The sequence below is a fragment of the Chlorogloeopsis sp. ULAP02 genome (assembly GCF_038404745.2).
GTDB lineage: Bacteria > Cyanobacteriota > Cyanobacteriia > Cyanobacteriales > Nostocaceae > Chlorogloeopsis.
Genome location: NZ_JAYKTT020000001.1, coordinates 331,367 through 349,227, shown reverse-complemented (window position 1 = coordinate 349,227; position 17,861 = coordinate 331,367). Strand labels below are relative to the sequence as shown.

Sequence of the window (17,861 nt, the reverse complement as noted above, 5' to 3'; positions counted from 1 at the left end):
AAATACTGCATAACAACATAACAAATACTGAGGCTGCTCACAATAAATAATCAAGAGCAATAACGAGCCTATTAGAGGAATTGATAAAGTTGTGTGGTTTACTCTTGACTATATCAATGAAGCAATCGCTCATGCTGCAACACCTAGTGAGTTGGATTATTCATGATTAGCGATCGCAAACAGTATGAGTCAGTTTTGATTTGATTGAAAAAGCGGTTGAAGCTCATGTGGTTAATGAACATCGTATTCTGAGCGCCCTAGCAGAGTCGGAACGTGAAACTTTCACTCAGCTGCTTCGTAAGCTTTTGGTGTCGTTTGAGGAGTAGTGGAAAATAGTTTAAGCAAATAGAATTAGATTAATCATCCCAATGTTCGAGATAATTCATAGCTAATTCAGCAGGTGTATCATTTTTGAGTGTAATCTTTTTATTGAAAGTCATATAAAGATTATTTAATATAGATATGTCCTCAAAAATTAACTGAGCGCGAAATTTGTTTGCTATTTGGGGAAATTTCAGAAGTTTCTGCCACCAAGTAAATTCAGGATCTAAATAACTATCTAGACAAACTTTAGTATTTTTAGGTGACTCTGGGTAAATAGTTATAACTCCTACAGTAAGTTGTCCTTTGTAATCTAAAGTGATAACTGCCAAACCTGGTAAGAATGTATTGAAAGATTGAACCATTACCTCATCAACTAATGAATTTATCTTATTTCTTTTTGCATCTTTATCATCCCGTTTATACTGGATAAGTTGCCAGGAAAGGCTATTCTCATTCTGGCTTAGATTATCAATTTTGATTTCTTTGGTAAGCATGGTATTACGATGAGTACCAGCAAAATGTTCGCCATCGTGAATATTCCATATAACTTGGAGAATATTACAATTTACTGATTCAGAGTGAGAATAAATATGACGAATTTCGCTCAAATGCAATTGGGAATGAGATTTAGATAGAAAAGGAATATTACTATAATCGGGAATAGGTAGTTTTGGTTGAATGGGTTCAGAAACTAATTTTCCTTCATGTTCTTTCCAATGAAGACCATAAGTCCAAACTAACCCATCAATAACTTGTAAAGGTAAGAGTTGTTGTATCGCTTGACTAGAAATCTTTCCTTCTATAATTACTTTGCCATCTCCTAAAAATTGAACTTTATTACCATGATAAGGACAAGCCAAACAACTCTTTCCTTGAAAGTCTAAAATATAACCACCTTTAGCAAGATTGGCTCCAGCATGAGGACAGATATTATCTAAAGCATTTAAATTACCTTCTTCATCCTTCCAAATTACATAATCACGCTCAAGAAGAGTAATTAATCGGGGTTTATTAATTTCAAAACGGTCAGTTCTGCCCAAACACCAAGGAGCACCCTCATACATTTGTGTTTTACTTGCAACTTTCATTAACGCTGCTACTCTCTAACTTGTAACTGCTCTAATGACAATTATTAAAAGCTTGCTGAGTAACTAGCTTGTAAATTCTTCCTATTTTTGGATATTCTTCCTATTTCTGAAACTGTTGTAAAAAAGTTTTAGGAGTAATACCGACTAGACGTTTGAAATAACGATGAAGATGACTTTGATCTACAAAACCTACTTGCTCTGCTATCTCGGCAATGGATACTTTCCCCTGTTGCAATAAGTCCTTGGCTCGTTCGATCCGACAACGAATGACATATTGATGGGGTGTAATGCCTGTAGTTTCCTTAAAAAGTTGTGAAAAATAATGGGGACTCATTTGCACAACAGTTCCTAATTCCTTTAAGCTTAAGTCGCGATCAATATGAGCGTAAATATAATCGATTACCTGTCGTAATTTATATTGAGGTAGTTTCCCTCCTACATATTCAGACGAATTGCGGCAAAGAACCGAATTCTTCTCTAGTAAATGGACGATAAGTGTATTAATTAAAGTCTCGGCATAAAGACGACTAGTAGTACCATGTTTGACTAAAACCGATTTAAGTGCCAGTCCAATTTGGTAAATAAGTGGATCGGAAGTTGCAAACTGCGGTAAAAGTTCAATTCGATCTGGATTGACTATTTCGTAAATAGTCTGAGCAAAAAACGTAGGATCGATCGCGATTGAGAGCGCGCCACCTAGCTTGTTCCATACTACTTGATGACTCGTGTTGGCAGGGACAATGACAAAATCTCCTTGAACATTTTGTTCTTGCACCAAACGTCCATCAATTTTTCTTTCTGCTTGAACGGCTGATGGTATGTCAGTAAAAATTCCTATACAATGTTGTTTAACCAAAATCTTGGGGAGTTCTCCTGGAGGATATTGATCGTAAGCGATACAAAGATCATCCCAGCCAACAGATACACTAGAAACAAGAGGCAAGCGCCTAAAAATACGTTTATAGCCTGCTTCTTTCTCTCTAATAAAATTTACTGGTTCTAAAGTTTTGAATTCTTTCATTTTTTAGATTTTATTCTTTTAGCTTTTTACATTATCTTTTTATGGAGAGAAATGGCAAAGTTAGTAATTTTTGTAGCAAATAATACTTTCATCTGCTCAATCAGAATGTTGTGCTTTATGCGATCGCACAATAATCTAGGAGCTGCAGAATCTTATTTGCCGGAAACATGAGACTTGATCTGTTTATTGATTGAGTAAATTGGTGCTGCAATTTAAACTTAGTGTCTGAGGCAACGGGAAGTCTGTAGCTTAAAATGGAGGCAGTGAGAGGCGGATATGGTTCAAACATTACAGGCTAAAGAAATTACTCTGCTTGACTTAGAAACTAGCTTTGGACTGCAATTGGTTGAAGATGAGCAATTTTTTAGAGAGTGGCAAGATAACTTACCAGAAATTACCAACTCCCAAAAACAACAACTCGACCGAGTTAAGGCAGGTTATGCCAATTTACTCAAGTACCCTCCCCTGCTGGAAAACACCGTCAAGATGGTGGTGTTGTCTCCCTTGTTAGATTTAGCAGACTTTTATCTATCGCCGTTTCATATCAAATCTGAAAAATCTGTAGAAGTTTCTGCTGAAGATGAAGGTGTAACCGTCAAAGGGCAGATTGATATTTTAGTTTTATTTGAACAGCTAGTAGTAGTAGTTATAGAGTCCAAACAAGCAGCTTTTTCTGTAGAAGTGGGTAAACCACAGCTCTTGGCTTATATGCTGGCATTTTCTAACCCGAATAAACCAATATACGGACTGATCTCGAATGGCAATAGTTTTATTTTTGTTAAATTGATTAAACAACAAACGCCAAAATATGCATTATCTCGCTTGTTCTATATCTTTAATCCAGGGAATGAATTGTATACAGTTTTGCGTGTGTTGAAGCGTCTGGGTCAATTGGCGAGAAATGGCAGTTAGTCAAGGATATGGACAGATTAGAAGCAAGCAGACATCTCACGAAGAGACAGTTAGCTGTAGCAAGCCTTTTGGCGCAAATGAGTGTTGAGAAGATCTATATACCGGACACATGAGACTTGAGTTTTGCCAAAATATCCCAAGCTCTCGTCCAAAGAATTGATCCCCCTGCTTCTGGATCAATGGTATGTGAGGCATTCGGCAGGCGCGAAGCCAAGGTTGCACCAAAATCAGGGGAGTGAACTGTACTGGTATCCAAACCGCCATACCACAGATCCACAGGAACGTTAATTTCCTCAGGCTTCACAGTCCATATACGGAGCGAATTGACTAGATCTCGTGCGTATCCCTGAGCACCCTGCGCGAAACCCTCCTGCAAGGCTCGCTGATATGCTTTGCTAAATGTGTCACTCTCATACAATAGGCGATCGCACTCCCCACTCATCCCTATAATTAACTGCCACAATCCCTCCGGCGTGGCTATCTGGGAAAAGTACTGCTCGAACCCTACAGCATCTTTTTCAACAGCAGCAATCATACCTTCTACATCTGGATGCAAGAGCTGTCTTATTACTTTCGTTTATACCCACTCGCTTTTAACCTTAAATGCAGACGTAAAGAAGCAGCGCGATCGCGTGACTTCGAGGCATTACATACGTGCAACCGTGGTGAAGCTAAGGAAGATGCAGTGACACCGATCGGTTGAATGTGGTTCTCTTTATCAACTTTTGGAACTAAATGCAATTTGCTGGTACGAGGCTGACGGCGACGCAGCAGCCATTTTTCCAGTTCTACACACCAGAAAACTATACTACTTACGACTAAACAAACAGCTAAATCAACTGCTGATAGAGGCAAAGTTGTAAAAAGTTTTTGGAAGAAGGGAGCATAAGTTACCATCAGCTGTAATCCCAGCGTCAAAGTTACTGCTCCCAAAAGTGGCTTATTAGACAGCAAACCGATTTGAAACAGCGAGTCTCGTTCCGAGCGGATTGCTAAAGCATTACCCATCTGTGCAAGGGTAAGGGTGGTAAACAGCATCGTTTGCCAATTAGGATTACCAATTCTCCAGTACACATAGCCTGTACCAAGAGATACTATTCCCATCAGTATTCCTATCCAGATAATATCTCTGCCCATACCCCGACCAAAAATATTCTCGTTGGGAGGGTAAGGGGGACGATTCATGGTGTCTTGTTCTGCTGGTTCCACACCTAAGGCTAAAGCTGGTAAACCATCGGTAGTTAAATTAATCCAAAGAATTTGTAATGGCAACAACGGCAACGGCATTCCCAAAAAAGGAGCTACCAGCATTACCCAAATTTCGCCGACATTACTGCTCAACAGATACTTAATAAATTTGCGGATATTGTCGTAAATGACACGTCCCTCTTTGACAGCAGCAACCAAAGTCGCGAAGTTATCATCTAGCAACACCATATCTGCTGCCTCTTTGGCTACATCTGTACCTCTAATGCCCATTGCCACACCGATATTAGCTGCCTTAAGAGCGGGTGCGTCATTAATACCGTCACCTGTCATGGCAACAATATGTCCCCGTCTTTGCAAAGTCTGCACAATCTCAAGCTTATGTTCAGAAGAAACTCGTGCATAAACAGATACATCTTCTAGAATTGCCACTAATTCTTCAGTTGGTAATTGCGAAAGTTCGTCGCTGGTGAGGATGCGGCCATTAGTAGCAATACTTACTTCACGGGCTATAAATTGGGCTGTGAGGGGGTGATCGCCTGTAATCATCACCGGACGGATGCCTGCACCTTTACAGGTGAGTACGGCATCTCTGACTTCCGGGCGGGCTGGATCATTCATACCAACCATACCGATGAAAATGAAGTCTTGCTCTACATCTTCCCATTCTTGGGCAGATTGTAAAGGTCGGAATGCTACACCCATCACTCGCAAACCGTTTTGAGCTAGTTGGCTATAGGTAACAGAAATGTGTCTGTGCCAAATTTCAGTTAGCGGCTTTGCCTGTCCGTTGATCCAAATGTGACTGCAAACATCCAAAAGACTATTCACCGTACCTTTAGTAAAGGCAATGTGAGATATTCTCCCGATTTTTTCGCTCCAATGCCAGACTGTTTCTAGAACACAGGGAATTCTCGATGCATTACTTGGGAATTTATGGATGGTAGTCATCCGCTGGCGCTGAGATGTATAGGGAACTTCAGCTATGCGGGGGAGCAGATATTCTAAGTCAGCTTTCCACAGTCCTTGTTGAGCTGAAGCCATCACTAAAGCACCTTCAGTGGGATCACCGACGGCACGAAAGTAGAGTGGTTCGTCTTGATCTGGTTCTAGCAAAGCATTGTTGCAGAGAGTACTACCAGCTAAAAGTAGGGCTACACTTGGCGGCTGGCACAGTAAAAATGGTCTTTCTCGGTTTTTTTCTCCTACAGGAGTACGCATCCGCGTAGTCAAATCTATACGTTGTCCAGCCACATCGAGAACGCTGACTGTCATGCGGTTTTCTGTGAGAGTGCCTGTCTTACCAGAACAAATCACCGTTACCGATCCCAAAGTCTCCACCGCAGGTAAGTTGCGAATTAGCGCCCGCCGTTTCAACATCTGTCGCGCCCCTAAAGCTAAGGCAATTGTTACCACTGCTGGCAAGCCTTCCGGTAAAGCTGCTACTACTAAAGTGATGGCAGTCAAGAGCATTAACCTCAAGTCTTCTCCTCGCAGGATTCCCAAAATCAGAATTACTGCCACCAAAGCCAGAGAAGCAAATGCTAATCCTCGTCCTAAATGATCTAAGCGCTTTTGGAGCAGTGTTGGTTGTACCTCTACCGCTTGTATCCTGGAGGCAACGCACCCCATCTCGGTGTTCATGCCAGTTTCTGTTACCACTGCCAACCCCCGCCCATAGGTGACGATGGTATCCATGTAAGCCATATTGTGGCGTTCGCCTATTTGTAAATCTGCTTGAGCAAGTGCTTGCGGATCTTTGTCTACGGGTTCGGATATACCAGTCAGAGTTGATTCTTGGATACGCAAACCAAAGCTTTCTAGCACACGACAATCAGCCGGAACAATATCTTCTGCTTCTAACTGCACAATATCTCCCGGCACAAGATAGCGGGCTGAAATTTCTTCCCAACGACTGTTACGGAGTACCTTAACATTAGGTAAAGATAGTCGTTTGAGTGTAGCGATCGCTTTTTGTGCTTGGTACTCTTGACTGAAGCCTAAAAAAGCAATTAGGACAACAATAGCGATAATACCTACTGCATCTTTATAATCACCCAACAAGCTTGAGATCAATGCCGCCACGATTAGAATAATCACCAAACTAGCAGTGACTTGTTCCCACAGAATTTGCCAGGGATTTTTTAGTCCTTGCTCAATTAATTCATTGAAACTGTACTTTTCCAGACGGCGACTGGCTTCAGTTGTACTTAGTCCAGAAGTAGCATCGCTGCCAAGTTGTTGCAAAACTTTTTGGGCGTCGAGTTTGTGCCAATTGCTCATGTTGCGCCTCCTCAACTGTGATGGGATCGGTAGATATAGAAGTGAACAGAACAAAAGCAAGCGGATGTTTGCTCTGTGAAGTTTACAGATTACTCATCCGTTGCCCTTGATAGTTGCAATGATGAAAGCAAGTGTGGCAAGCACACCAAATAAAGGCACATCAATTTGCGGCACACCCATTCCGAACTGAAAAGAAATCGCAAATCGACAACAAAATCGCTGAGTTTAAATCGTTGTTAATTTACGATTTTCCCTATGTGATGTTATTCGCAAATTATGTTTAATGCCTGCCAAATTGCACTCAGTTGTGGGGACTAATACTAAGATACAAACTTCGGTCAACACGGTGAATGTATTTGATTTTTATCCACATTGCCGTGTCTTGCCTTGTTTGCATCAAATTTCTCCTTGAATTGCAACTTGTTTCAATTTTTTAATGAGGTTGCGATCGGTTTTGGATGCTACCGATAGGAATATTATGCTCTTTTGTAGAAGTTATATTTTAGGATGATAGCGTTATGCTTTTTGTGCAGCTAAATACCAACTATCTTACCTAATTCTTCGGAGGCGCGTACTATCATCTACGGCAAGTTCCGCCTTGGCTTCAGCAACTATATCTGCGAAGTTTTCACCAACTGCTGCGATCGCTCCTTTACTCTGATCATAGAGGATTATTCCACCCTTAATGGCTGTCTTGGTTAAGGATTTACCAAAACCAGCTATAACTGGAATAGCTAAAGGCAGAATCACTATCGCCACAATACCAGGAATACCAAAGTCTTCGACTACACTTTTGAGGTTAGGTACAACTTTGGGTAGCATAGTATGTTCACCCCCTTTATTCATGCAATCTAATTATTGTATCACTATTGATAAAAAAGGGATGATTATTAAAATTTGTTGAGTGTTTGCAACTATCAATTTTGTGTCTAATGCGAATTAGCCAAACTCATACTATTTTGGATTTGAGATTTTCGATTTTGGATTTAAACTCGTCTTCTGCACCTGGGTTTGGTGAATCCATCTATTACTGTCTATAGGAATCCGGTTTGATGACTGAAAAATTAAGTCTAACGCACCCAACCGTCGAAAACGGTGCGTTGGGCTTCGCGACAACACACCCTACGTGTTTTTCAAAAATCAAATATGATTCCTATATCATTTTTTAAATTGATATCACTTTTGTTTGCGGCAAATATATATGTATATGATAGATTGATTGAAAAACCCAAGTTTAGGATCATAACTAACACAGATGGACACAGATAAATCATCTTTGTGTGTCTCGTGGTTTATCTGTGGTAGATTCTGAAGTAAAATTTTTGCTTGTCATTTTAATTTACATCAAACGTGATTTCTATTCTTGTTTACTAGCAGCTCGAACTCCCGTAAAATTTTGTCATACTTTTCCCCTGCTACCCGAACTAAATCATTATGATCTGCCCTGTCTACCCATAAAGAAAGTTTCGGTGATGGTGCAGCAGCAAATAGTGTTTTTCCATGAGCAACAGGAATAATTCTATCTGCCTTACCATGTATAACTAAAACTGGACAATTTACTCTTTTGATTTTATCCAGATTGGCAAACTTATCAAAAGGCAAAATTCTCAAAGGTACAATCACCCGAAATGCTGAAATAAAAGTGCTTTCCAGAATCAAACCCCCAACGGGTTTCCGGGCAGCTAAATCAACAGCAGAACCACCTCCAACCGAACGTCCAAAAACAATTATTTGCTGTGGCGAAATCTTTAACTTTTGTGTCAAATAATTGTAAGCAGTATCGATATCTTGATAAGCATTTTTTTCTGTAGGTTTTCCTTCACTTGTGCCATAACCCCGGTAATCGTATGCAAAGACACTAAAACCCAAATTGCGTAATTTTTCGAGTACAATTTTAATATCTCCCAAATCCTCAGCATTACCGTGAACATAAAGAATAGTGTTTGTAGCTGTAGGATTGAATAAATAAATGGCAGAAAGTTTTGTTCCATCTGCACTAGTCAACTTTATAATCTCATTTGTATCTTCATAGCTAGATGGTTGAGGTAGAAAAATCATGCTATCTGCCCCAAAAAAAACATAAACAGCAAAAAATATATAGATAAATACAAGCGAGCTAATCAATCTTTTCCAAGTAAAATTACCAAATAATAGTTCGCCAAGACGCTTGTTAGCCATAAAATTTTTCTCTTAGCTTGGCAAGAGTAGAGAAGGTTGTACTGTCACCATCTTTTCTACTGCATCTACTGTTATCTTTGCTAACCCAAATTTTTCAATTACCCAGGCATTTGTCATCAAGTGCATACTCACCTTGGCTACTCGATACTTACTTTGATTTGCAGCCAAAGCAGCTGGTAACAACAACTGATCTGCTAAATGTTCATCCACTACTGCACCACTTTGATGAAACCCTAGTAGTTCCTCGCAAGCTATTTGAGCCACTTTCTCGGCAGGTAAACCCACACGTCCCAAGGCGCTAAATCCAGCTAAACTATTCTCATACTCAGCAGTAAGAAATAAACCTGCTCCAGGTGCTATGCCTTTATTTCGTAACGGTTGCACAACAGCCTTCAATCCTGCTTCGCGCAATAAATTCTCGGCACGGCTAGCCATTCTTTGAGGAATGTGGGAAGGTAGTTCGGTGACTACTGCTAATCCCCGTACTTGTTGGAAATCGCCGCGTTCCTCTAAGTTTATCCCGCTAAGTTTTCTACCACCTTTCACCCGCAGTTCCACCCTGCCACCGCCTTGGGGATACCACCCCCAAGCATCCTGTTGTATCTCCACTTGTATGCCCATCCGCTTGAGTAAGGGTAGATATACTCGCTCAATGTAAGTCGTTGATGGGCTAAAAGGAACGTGAGTTCCTCCTTTTAGTGTTACTTGGGATTCACTACTTGCTAATGATAGAGGCAAGAGGACTGTTTGTAATACTAAAGTAATCGCACCTGCGGAACCGCCTGCTTGAGCTTCACTGATATCAAAGGTATAGTTTCCGGCGTTGATAGTACCACCAGGAATAAATTCCAGCATTGTAGAACCCAAAGTATCGCCCTGCACTTCGGCATGACAAATGGCGGCAGCGGCGCGAACTGCTGTTAAGTGTTGAGCTGCTAACCCTGGCTTTTTGCGTTGAGCACGGATGTTATGAATACTTATGGGGTTACTGGTGATAGCAGCTAAACTTAAGGAAGTGCGAAGAACCTGCCCTCCACCCTCACCATAGGAACCATCAATGTGAATCATTATAGTTAAAGCAGATTGCTTTTCAACTTTGATTTGAGTACTATCTGTGATCGCACAGCAAATCTTTGACGATTTTAACCCTGAGTTTGAAAGGTGGGAGCAAAATTTTCTACGCTGGTACTACGAATTTCTCGCTACCTGCTAGTCCAAATGCCGCATGAATTGCTTGCAAAGCTTTTGCACCTTCTTCTTGTGCTACTACACAGCTAATTTTTATTTCCGAGGTAGTAATCATTTGAATGTTAATTTGATGCTGCGCGAGTGCAGAAAACATTTTTGCTGCGACTCCTGGTTGCCCTACCATGCCAGCACCAACGATACTCACTTTGGCGATCGCCTGATCTAATGCTACTTCACCCCAACCATACTCTGCTGCTACTTGTTGCAACATTTTTTGGGCTTCTTCGGCATCTATGCGGGCTACAGTAAAGGCAATATCTCGCCTTGGTACTCCATTAATAAGATGACAGCGCTGTGACTGAATAATCATGTCTACGCTAATATTTTTTTCTGCCAACAGTCCAAATAAATTCGCTGCTAGCCCTGGGCGATCTGGCACTTGGCGAATGGCAAGACGAGCTTGATTCATGTCGAGGGCAACGCCGCGTACGGGAGGAGTGTGGGAAGAGGACACAAAGACGCGGGGGCTTGGAGACGCGGAGAAATTTTCTGTCTTTGTGTTGTCTATTTCAAATGCTTCTCGCAGGGCAGCAACGGCGCGATCGCATTCTGTGGCATCAATTACGCAACTAACTTTGATTTCACTGGTGGAAATCATCTGGATATTCACGCCCGCTTTTGCTAGGGTAGCAAACATTTTGGCTGCAACTCCAGGACGTCCAATCATTCCTGCACCTGCGATGCTGACTTTGGCAATGTTTTGCTGAACCATTACCTCTGCTTCTGTGGTTTCTGTACCTTTGTGAGTACGCAAAACTGGGGCGATCGCTGCTGCTACGGCTTCAGCTTTCTTTAAAATTGGTGTCATTACTGTGAAGGCAATGTCATTTGTATTACCTTCGTGAATTGACTGAATAATTAAATCTACGTCTACTTCTTGACGGGCAATTTCTCCAAATAGGCGTGCAGCAACACCCGGTTTATCTGGAACCCGCAGCAGTGAAACTCTCGCTTGATTGGTGTCGAATTGTACATCATTTACTGAACGAGCAATTTCTAGGTTGATGAGCGATCGTTCTTTGACGGGAGGCGATGTTACCCAAGTACCGGGTTCCTCTGTCCAACTAGAGCGCACTACCAGGGGAACGCCATAGTTGCGGGCAATTTCTACCGCACGGGGATGTAGCACCTTGGCTCCCAAGCTGGCGAGTTCCAGCATTTCATCACAAGTGATCTCGTCCATTAACTGTGCTTCAGGCACTAAGCGAGGATCGGTAGTTAATATGCCTGGCACATCAGTATAAATTTCACAAAAATTCGCTCGTAATGCTGCGGCGATGGCAACTGCTGAAGTGTCCGATCCGCCACGTCCCAAGGTTGTAATTTCCAATTTTTCTGTACTGCTAATACCTTGAAAACCTGCGACAACAACAACTTTACCTTCTTGAATGTGTTTTTCAACCCGCTCTGTTTGTATATGTAAAATGCGAGCGCGGGTGTGTTCAGCTTCAGTCACTATTCCTACTTGAGCACCAGTTAGAGAAATTGCAGGTTGTCCAAGTTCCTGCAAAGCCATGCTCAACAAGGCAATGGATACTTGCTCACCAGTGGAAAGTAACATATCCATTTCCCGGCGGCAAGGATTTTTGGAGATTTCTGCCGCCAGTTTCACGAGTCCATCGGTGGTTTTACCCATTGCGGAAACCACCACCACAATAGAGTTTCCTGCTTTTACTGTTTTGTAAACGCGCTGTGCCACAGCCTGAATGCGTTCGACTGAACCGACAGATGTACCACCAAATTTCTGAACTATGAGCGCCATAAGTTTAACTAGATGGATTGTGCTTGCTTTATCAACACCCGCGCTGAATAAAGAAGTCTAGAAAAGATTGCCAGTATATTAGTTTAATTAACTTATCAGAATCAGATCACACACCGATAATGAATTTTACATTTTTTTGATGAGATTCTAATGCCAGGGTAAATTTATACATAACTAGTAAATTTGCTGTGATTCTTCTAGAAAGAAAGTAATAAACTACTCAATGAGATAATAATTGCCCTTAAATAGCTATGGTATAAATTTGATGTCGGACTGCTTCATGCATAGCTATCTTTAACGTATTGCAAGTAATCGTGAAAATTTCATTACTTTGACACAATATTGACACAATATTGAAACATAATGCACGTATAATCTAATGTTTAAGTAATATTGGTCAAAAATAGTTGGCGTAATGTCAAAGCTACCAATAGTTATACCGAGGGTGACTACTCCAAGAGCAATTACTTAATTACTCGATTTCTAGATCGCCAACTACTAGCTAAGTAACTATGATCAAAGACGCCTTCGGTTCCAGCATTCATCTGCGGCATGGAGTAAACTTACAAGTCTGTCACAGTCGAGGTACAAATCCTGCTGTGGTGTTTATCCACGGACTAATGGGAAACCGCTTCGACTTTCGTTCTCAATATGAATTTAGCCAAAGTTTAGGCTGGCAGACTTTAGCATACGACTTAGCAGGAAGCGGACAATCTAGCCATTACAAGCGTTATTCCATTGGGCGACATTGTCGTGATTTAGGGCGGTTGTTGGATCATTTTGGCATTTCCTCACCTATTTTATGCTGTCACGACTTCGGAGTTCCTATTGGTTTAGAGTTTGCTCAGTATCGCCCAATTAGTGGCATCATCGCTATTGCTGGCGGTACCCATAATTTAATACCCCGATGGGAAATTCTTTTGATGAAGTTGATGGCTTTGGGAGGAAGTTCTCTTGACAAAGTATCTGCTGTACAAACACTGACAAACTTTTTTTCAACCTCATACCATCACAAGTTGGTAAAACAGTTTATTAGTGAAAATTCTGTATCGACAGGTTTATCTGCCTACAGAGCCTTGGAAATTTTTTGGAATTATGATTTTTTTGCCCGTCACCCTTCACCCAAAAATTTACAAGTTCCTGCTTTAGTGATTACTGGCGGTGAAGATAAAATCTTTACACACAGCATGGGAAAGAAGTTAGCAAGTTATTTTTCCAACAGTATTCATTTACACATTAATAAAGCAGGACATCTAGTGATGATAGAATATTCTGATTTAGTAAATGAGGCGCTCGCCAAGTGGTTAATTACTGTTCAGTTAAATGTTAAATTTTAACTAGCGAATAGAATAAAAAGTAGGAAAAATTTCAAACTTAGCTATTTCTGAAAGCATTTGGAAACCTAGTTTTTTGCTGTTTATAAAATCGTGGGTAAATTTATGAAAGTTGTTTATCTAATTCAAACTCATAAAAATCCAGAGCAAATTTATAGACTAGTCAAAACCATTAAAAAATCAAGTCCCAAGTCCTATATATTAATTAGCCATAACCCCAATTTTTGTAAGTTAGACAAAGAAAACTTCAGTAATTTAACCAATTTTGAGATTATTAATAATCAAGGGGGACGAGGAGATTTTTCCCTTATTAAAGGCTATCTGGATGCTGTTCACTGGCTATTTAGCCACAATATTAAATTTGATTGGCTGATTAATCTCACTGGTCAAGATTATCCCACCCAACCATTACCTAAAATTGAGAAATTTCTTGCTGAAACTGAATATGATGCATTCTTATTTCATTTTAATGCATTTTCTGACTGTGAAAAAAATTGTTGGGGCAGTAAGGCAGGACGCGATCGCTATCTTTACCAATACAGGAAATTAGCTGAATCACTACCACCCTGGCAAGAAGGATTAATTAAATTTTCACGAAGAATTATCAATAACATTCAGCCTTACATTCGTGTCAATACCTCCTATGGAATAACAGCGGGAATTCGTGCTAATTTAACTCCATTTAATGAATATTTTGCCTGTTATGGAGGCTCCTATTTTCATACTCTTTCATTAAAATGCATTCAATACCTATATCATTTTTGTAATCTAAACCCTGAGCTAATTACGTACTATAAAAAGACATGTCTTCCTGATGAATCTTTTATACAAAGTATTTTAGTTAATAGTAAATTATTTAATATTTGTAATGACAATAAGCGTTATATAGATTTTACTAATAGTCGCCAAGGACATCCTCGCATACTTACAGTTAATCATTATTCACACTTAATTTCAGACGAAATTCATTTTGCTAGGAAATTTGATATGTCTGTCGATAGTAAAATTTTAGATATGCTAGATGCAAGAATACTACAAACTATTGCAGCCAAGGAAGAAGACTTGGTTTGCTGATTGTATTTGATAAAATTTAGTAATCAATACAATATAATGTTTAAATCTTAGCTCACGTTTTGAGTCAGATTCTAAATTGTTTATTTCTAGAAGTACGAGATTACTTATAAAATAAACCTTAAATTGTAGGGTGCGTTAAAGCAGCGCGTAACGCACCAATAAATGCGGTGCGTTACGGCTAATCTGAACTCTCTTATACACTCAAATTCCTACATAGCCGTAACACGCCCTACTCTTAATATTAACTTTACAATATAAATAGCCTCTAAAAATATCTATCTTGAGTAATAAATGATAACTATATAAATAGTTTCAAATTGTACAAGTTCTGTTTGTACATAATTTTGAGAAGCGATGACGGAAAAAACGACACGGCGAAACTTCTTGATTACCAGCATGGCTGCTGCTGGTGGCATTGTAGGAGCAAACAGCTTGCAACAAAATTCCGTTAGTACTGCAACGATACCAGAACGATTGCTAGGACGTACAGGTGTAAAAGTTCCAATCTTTGGGTTGGGAGGGGCAAGTGCAAAAACACCACTAGACAAAGAAGACAGAGAACGTGATGCTGTGTCTATTATTGAAAGAGCACTAGAGATAGGAGTTCGTTACTTTGATACTGCTGCCAATTATGGTTCTAGTGAAGATCACTTCGGTAAAGTGCTGCCATCTTATCGTTCTCAGATATTTTTAGCTTCTAAAACAAGCAAAAGAGATCGGGATGGGGCATGGCAAGAATTAGAGCGATCGCTCAAACGTCTGAATACAGATTATCTAGATTTATGGCAAATGCATGCAGTTGCCTATCCCGAACAACTTGACACTATCTTTGGCAAATCAGGAGCAATTCAAGCTTTAGAAGAAGCAATACAGCAAAAACTCGTGCGCTTTGCTGGTATTACAGGACATCATGATCCAACAGTAATTATTGAAGGGTTGCGTCGCTATCCCTTCCACACCACCCTAATTCCCGTCAATGCAGTAGAAAAAAATCATCCGCAACCGTTCTTTCCTGAAGTTTTATCAGAAGCTCAGAAAAAAAATGTAGGTGTCATAGCGATGAAAGTACCTGCTTATGGGAAGTTATTTCAAGCAGGTGCTTTGAGGGGAATGCAGCAAGCAATGGGTTACACACTATCCCAACCTGGAGTACATTGTTGCGTAATAGCGGCAGATGATCCAAAGCAATTAGAAGAAAATGTCAAGGTAGCCAGTACTTTTAAGCAACTGAGTAATCCACAATTAGTAGAGATTGAGAAACGCACGGCTGAAATTTGGCAGGATAGTACATTCTACCGCGCTTGGGCTTAGTATGGTTAGGATCTTTAATGCGGAATCATAATTACCTAAACAATTTCAAACTCTATTTGCTGACTCTGCAAAAAATCATGAGTAAAATGATCCACCACATTCGTATCACTCAATTCTAAATTATAAAAATTTACAACTTCATGCTCAAAATATGGCCCCGCGTGCCAAGTTCCCACCTCTAATTTAATAAAACAATTCCCTGGAATTTGGAAAGCAGCAATATTTGCTAAATCTGGTTCATCCACATCATGATGAGGGGGACAAACTGCAATCAACCAGTCTTTTCCTTCTAATGATCCCAGGCATTGAGTGCATTGCCTATGACGAGTGATTTTATGAAACTTTCGCCCTCGACGCTCCAATTGCATGATGTAAAAACGAGGTGTGCCTTTGTCTAGAACTAAATTGGCATCTTCTGCATCAAAGACTTTGCCATCTTGACTAGGAAAAATTACCTGTCCATAACGGCGAAAATTCTCTGGTGTCACCCATTGTGCCTGCAACTGTTGTACTGTCTTGGATGTATTCATAATTTATTTTTTTGTATCGTCATTATTTTACTATTCATATTTGATACAACTAGCTAACGCCCTCATGCCTATAAATAGTTCAAGTTTTTTGTGATCAATAGAACTAATAATTAGACTGATGCTGAAGCTTAACTCATAGGATTTTTGCGATCGCCGATTTTTAGTAATGCTGATTCTAGGCTTTTAATCAATCCTGCGATAGATTTTTGGTGTTAATGCTTGATGAGCTTTTAGTTTGGTAGTAATTTCATCCTTGTACTAGTACTGGTTAACGCTCTCAGTGCCACATTTGCTAGTAAGATCAAAGTGTTAAGTTTTATGTGCCAGTTTGAAGCATCTCAAACTGCTGAATACTGAGCTTGTAAATTTGTCAGCTTCCTTAACAAGAAGCTGAAAACTAAAAAAACGGTCAAGAGAGGATTTCATATGGCATTTACACAGCCCCCCCTTCCTTTTCCTATGGATGCTTTGGAATCACATGGGATGAAAGCTGAAACTTTCGAGTATCACTATGGTAAACATCATAAAGCTTATGTAGATAATCTCAACAAGCTGACTGAAGGGACAGAACTTGCCAATAAGCCTCTAGAAGAGGTAATCCAAATCTCCTTTAAAGACTCCTCAAAAACGGGCATTTTTAATAACGCTGCCCAAGTTTGGAACCACACATTCTTCTGGAATTGCTTGAGTCCCTCAGGTGGCGGACAGCCTACAGGTGATCTAGGTTCCAACATTGAAAAAGATTTTGGTAGTTTTGACAAATTTAAGGAAGAGTTCTCCAATGCCGCCGCTACTCAGTTTGGCAGTGGTTGGGCTTGGTTGGTAGACGATAATGGAACTTTAAAAGTTACCAAAACCCCCAATGCAGAAAATCCTATTGTTCATGGGCAAAAACCACTCCTGACACTGGATGTTTGGGAACATGCCTACTACATAGACTTTAGAAATGCTCGTCCTGCATTCATCAAGAATTTCTTAGACAATTTGGTGAACTGGGATTTTGCTGCTGAACAATATAGCAAAGCTTAATTAGTCAAAAATTTAACCGACTATTTAAGTCTTTGATGTTTTCTAGCTCAAATAGTTAAAAGCAGTCACGACTAGTTTCGTGACTGTTTTTGATTTGTTTTTGCACAGGTGCGATTTGTATTAACGAAGTCAATCTATATTTTGAGTAGAGGCATGAAAAGGTTTCTACTTATGAATAAGGGTGTGAGAGCCAATGACTAATCTAAAAATACCAAATTCAAAACTCAGTATATGGATAGCACACAATTAGCACAATATCTGGAAGCTACTAACAGCTTCGCTAAACCGTGGTTGTTAGTACAGCTACGCTTAAAGAAGCTCCAAGAGCATCGAGATAAACTGTCCGAAAATGAGTATGCCGAAGCACTAGCAGACATTCACGAGGATTTAATGAATCTGGGTGAGTGGTGGCATGGTATCGAAGATCAAGTGTTTTAATTAGTTAATAGTCAATCGTAATTTGTCATGGGTCATTTGTTATTGGTCTTTCACAATTGATTAATGACAGATGACTAATGACAAAATATGTGATGATAGCCTAAGTGGTTGGTGGATTGATAA

The 17,861-nt window shown here is 40.0% G+C and carries 15 protein-coding genes; 6 read left to right on the top strand and 9 right to left on the bottom strand.

The features are described 5' to 3' along the window. Positions 1–356 precede the first annotated feature (356 nt). Together U2718_RS01450 and U2718_RS01445 are read right to left on the bottom strand one after the other, a co-directional pair. Positions 357–1,412: a Rieske 2Fe-2S domain-containing protein gene (locus U2718_RS01450; RefSeq protein ID WP_341999561.1), complete on the bottom strand. Its 1,056-nt coding sequence runs from the start codon at positions 1,410–1,412 to the stop codon at positions 357–359. Positions 1,413–1,512: 100 nt separating this feature from the next. Next, entirely contained in the window at positions 1,513–2,433 is a 921-nt protein-coding gene (locus tag U2718_RS01445; protein WP_341999559.1) for an AraC family transcriptional regulator, read from the bottom strand. Positions 2,434–2,709: 276 nt separating this feature from the next. Between U2718_RS01445 and U2718_RS01440 the strand changes: the two genes are divergently transcribed. Next, a complete protein-coding gene (locus tag U2718_RS01440) occupies positions 2,710–3,345 on the top strand; it encodes a restriction endonuclease subunit R (protein ID WP_341999557.1) in 636 nt (211 codons plus the stop codon). A 94-nt stretch (positions 3,346–3,439) separates the two neighbouring features. On the opposite strand, the gene U2718_RS01435 is transcribed toward U2718_RS01440, so the two are convergent. The 6 genes from U2718_RS01435 to U2718_RS01410 all read right to left on the bottom strand — a co-directional run bounded on the left by U2718_RS01435 (position 3,440) and on the right by U2718_RS01410 (position 12,022). Beyond that, entirely contained in the window at positions 3,440–3,901 is a 462-nt protein-coding gene (locus tag U2718_RS01435; protein ID WP_411813207.1) for a hypothetical protein, read from the bottom strand. Positions 3,902–3,912: 11 nt separating this feature from the next. Beyond that, positions 3,913–6,834 (bottom strand): cation-translocating P-type ATPase, encoded by a 2,922-nt coding sequence (locus U2718_RS01430; protein WP_341999553.1) that lies wholly within the window; start codon positions 6,832–6,834, stop codon positions 3,913–3,915. A gap of 549 nt (positions 6,835–7,383) precedes the next feature. Further along, positions 7,384–7,656: a DUF5132 domain-containing protein gene (locus U2718_RS01425; protein ID WP_341999552.1), complete on the bottom strand. Its 273-nt coding sequence runs from the start codon at positions 7,654–7,656 to the stop codon at positions 7,384–7,386. Positions 7,657–8,178: 522 nt separating this feature from the next. Beyond that, positions 8,179–9,012 carry an alpha/beta hydrolase gene (locus tag U2718_RS01420; RefSeq protein ID WP_341999550.1) on the bottom strand — a complete coding sequence of 278 codons (834 nt, stop codon included), beginning with the start codon at positions 9,010–9,012 and terminating at the stop codon, positions 8,179–8,181. 12 nt (positions 9,013–9,024) lie between these two features. Further along, entirely contained in the window at positions 9,025–10,080 is a 1,056-nt protein-coding gene (gene rtcA / locus U2718_RS01415) for an RNA 3'-terminal phosphate cyclase (RefSeq protein ID WP_341999548.1), read from the bottom strand. Positions 10,081–10,189: 109 nt separating this feature from the next. Next, positions 10,190–12,022 (bottom strand): aspartate kinase, encoded by a 1,833-nt coding sequence (locus U2718_RS01410; RefSeq protein WP_341999546.1) that lies wholly within the window; start codon positions 12,020–12,022, stop codon positions 10,190–10,192. Positions 12,023–12,534: 512 nt separating this feature from the next. Here U2718_RS01410 and U2718_RS01405 point away from each other — a divergent pair. From U2718_RS01405 to U2718_RS01395, 3 genes are all read left to right on the top strand, one after another. After that, complete coding sequence (locus U2718_RS01405) at positions 12,535–13,359, top strand: alpha/beta hydrolase (protein ID WP_341999544.1); 825 nt, start codon at positions 12,535–12,537, stop codon at positions 13,357–13,359. A 102-nt stretch (positions 13,360–13,461) separates the two neighbouring features. Then, the gene (locus tag U2718_RS01400; RefSeq protein WP_341999543.1) at positions 13,462–14,430 is read left to right on the top strand and encodes a beta-1,6-N-acetylglucosaminyltransferase; all 969 of its coding nucleotides are present in this window, start codon (positions 13,462–13,464) and stop codon (positions 14,428–14,430) included. A gap of 354 nt (positions 14,431–14,784) precedes the next feature. Next, positions 14,785–15,741: an aldo/keto reductase gene (locus tag U2718_RS01395; RefSeq protein ID WP_341999540.1), complete on the top strand. Its 957-nt coding sequence runs from the start codon at positions 14,785–14,787 to the stop codon at positions 15,739–15,741. Between the two features lie 35 nt (positions 15,742–15,776). Here U2718_RS01395 and U2718_RS01390 read toward each other — a convergent pair whose 3' ends face one another. Further along, positions 15,777–16,271 carry an ureidoglycolate lyase gene (locus U2718_RS01390; RefSeq protein ID WP_341999538.1) on the bottom strand — a complete coding sequence of 165 codons (495 nt, stop codon included), beginning with the start codon at positions 16,269–16,271 and terminating at the stop codon, positions 15,777–15,779. 426 nt (positions 16,272–16,697) lie between these two features. Between U2718_RS01390 and U2718_RS01385 the strand changes: the two genes are divergently transcribed. Together U2718_RS01385 and U2718_RS01380 are read left to right on the top strand one after the other, a co-directional pair. Next, positions 16,698–17,300 carry a superoxide dismutase gene (locus U2718_RS01385; protein ID WP_341999536.1) on the top strand — a complete coding sequence of 201 codons (603 nt, stop codon included), beginning with the start codon at positions 16,698–16,700 and terminating at the stop codon, positions 17,298–17,300. 231 nt (positions 17,301–17,531) lie between these two features. Continuing rightward, a complete protein-coding gene (locus U2718_RS01380; protein ID WP_289790734.1) occupies positions 17,532–17,738 on the top strand; it encodes a hypothetical protein in 207 nt (68 codons plus the stop codon). The last annotated feature ends 123 nt before the right edge of the window (positions 17,739–17,861 follow it).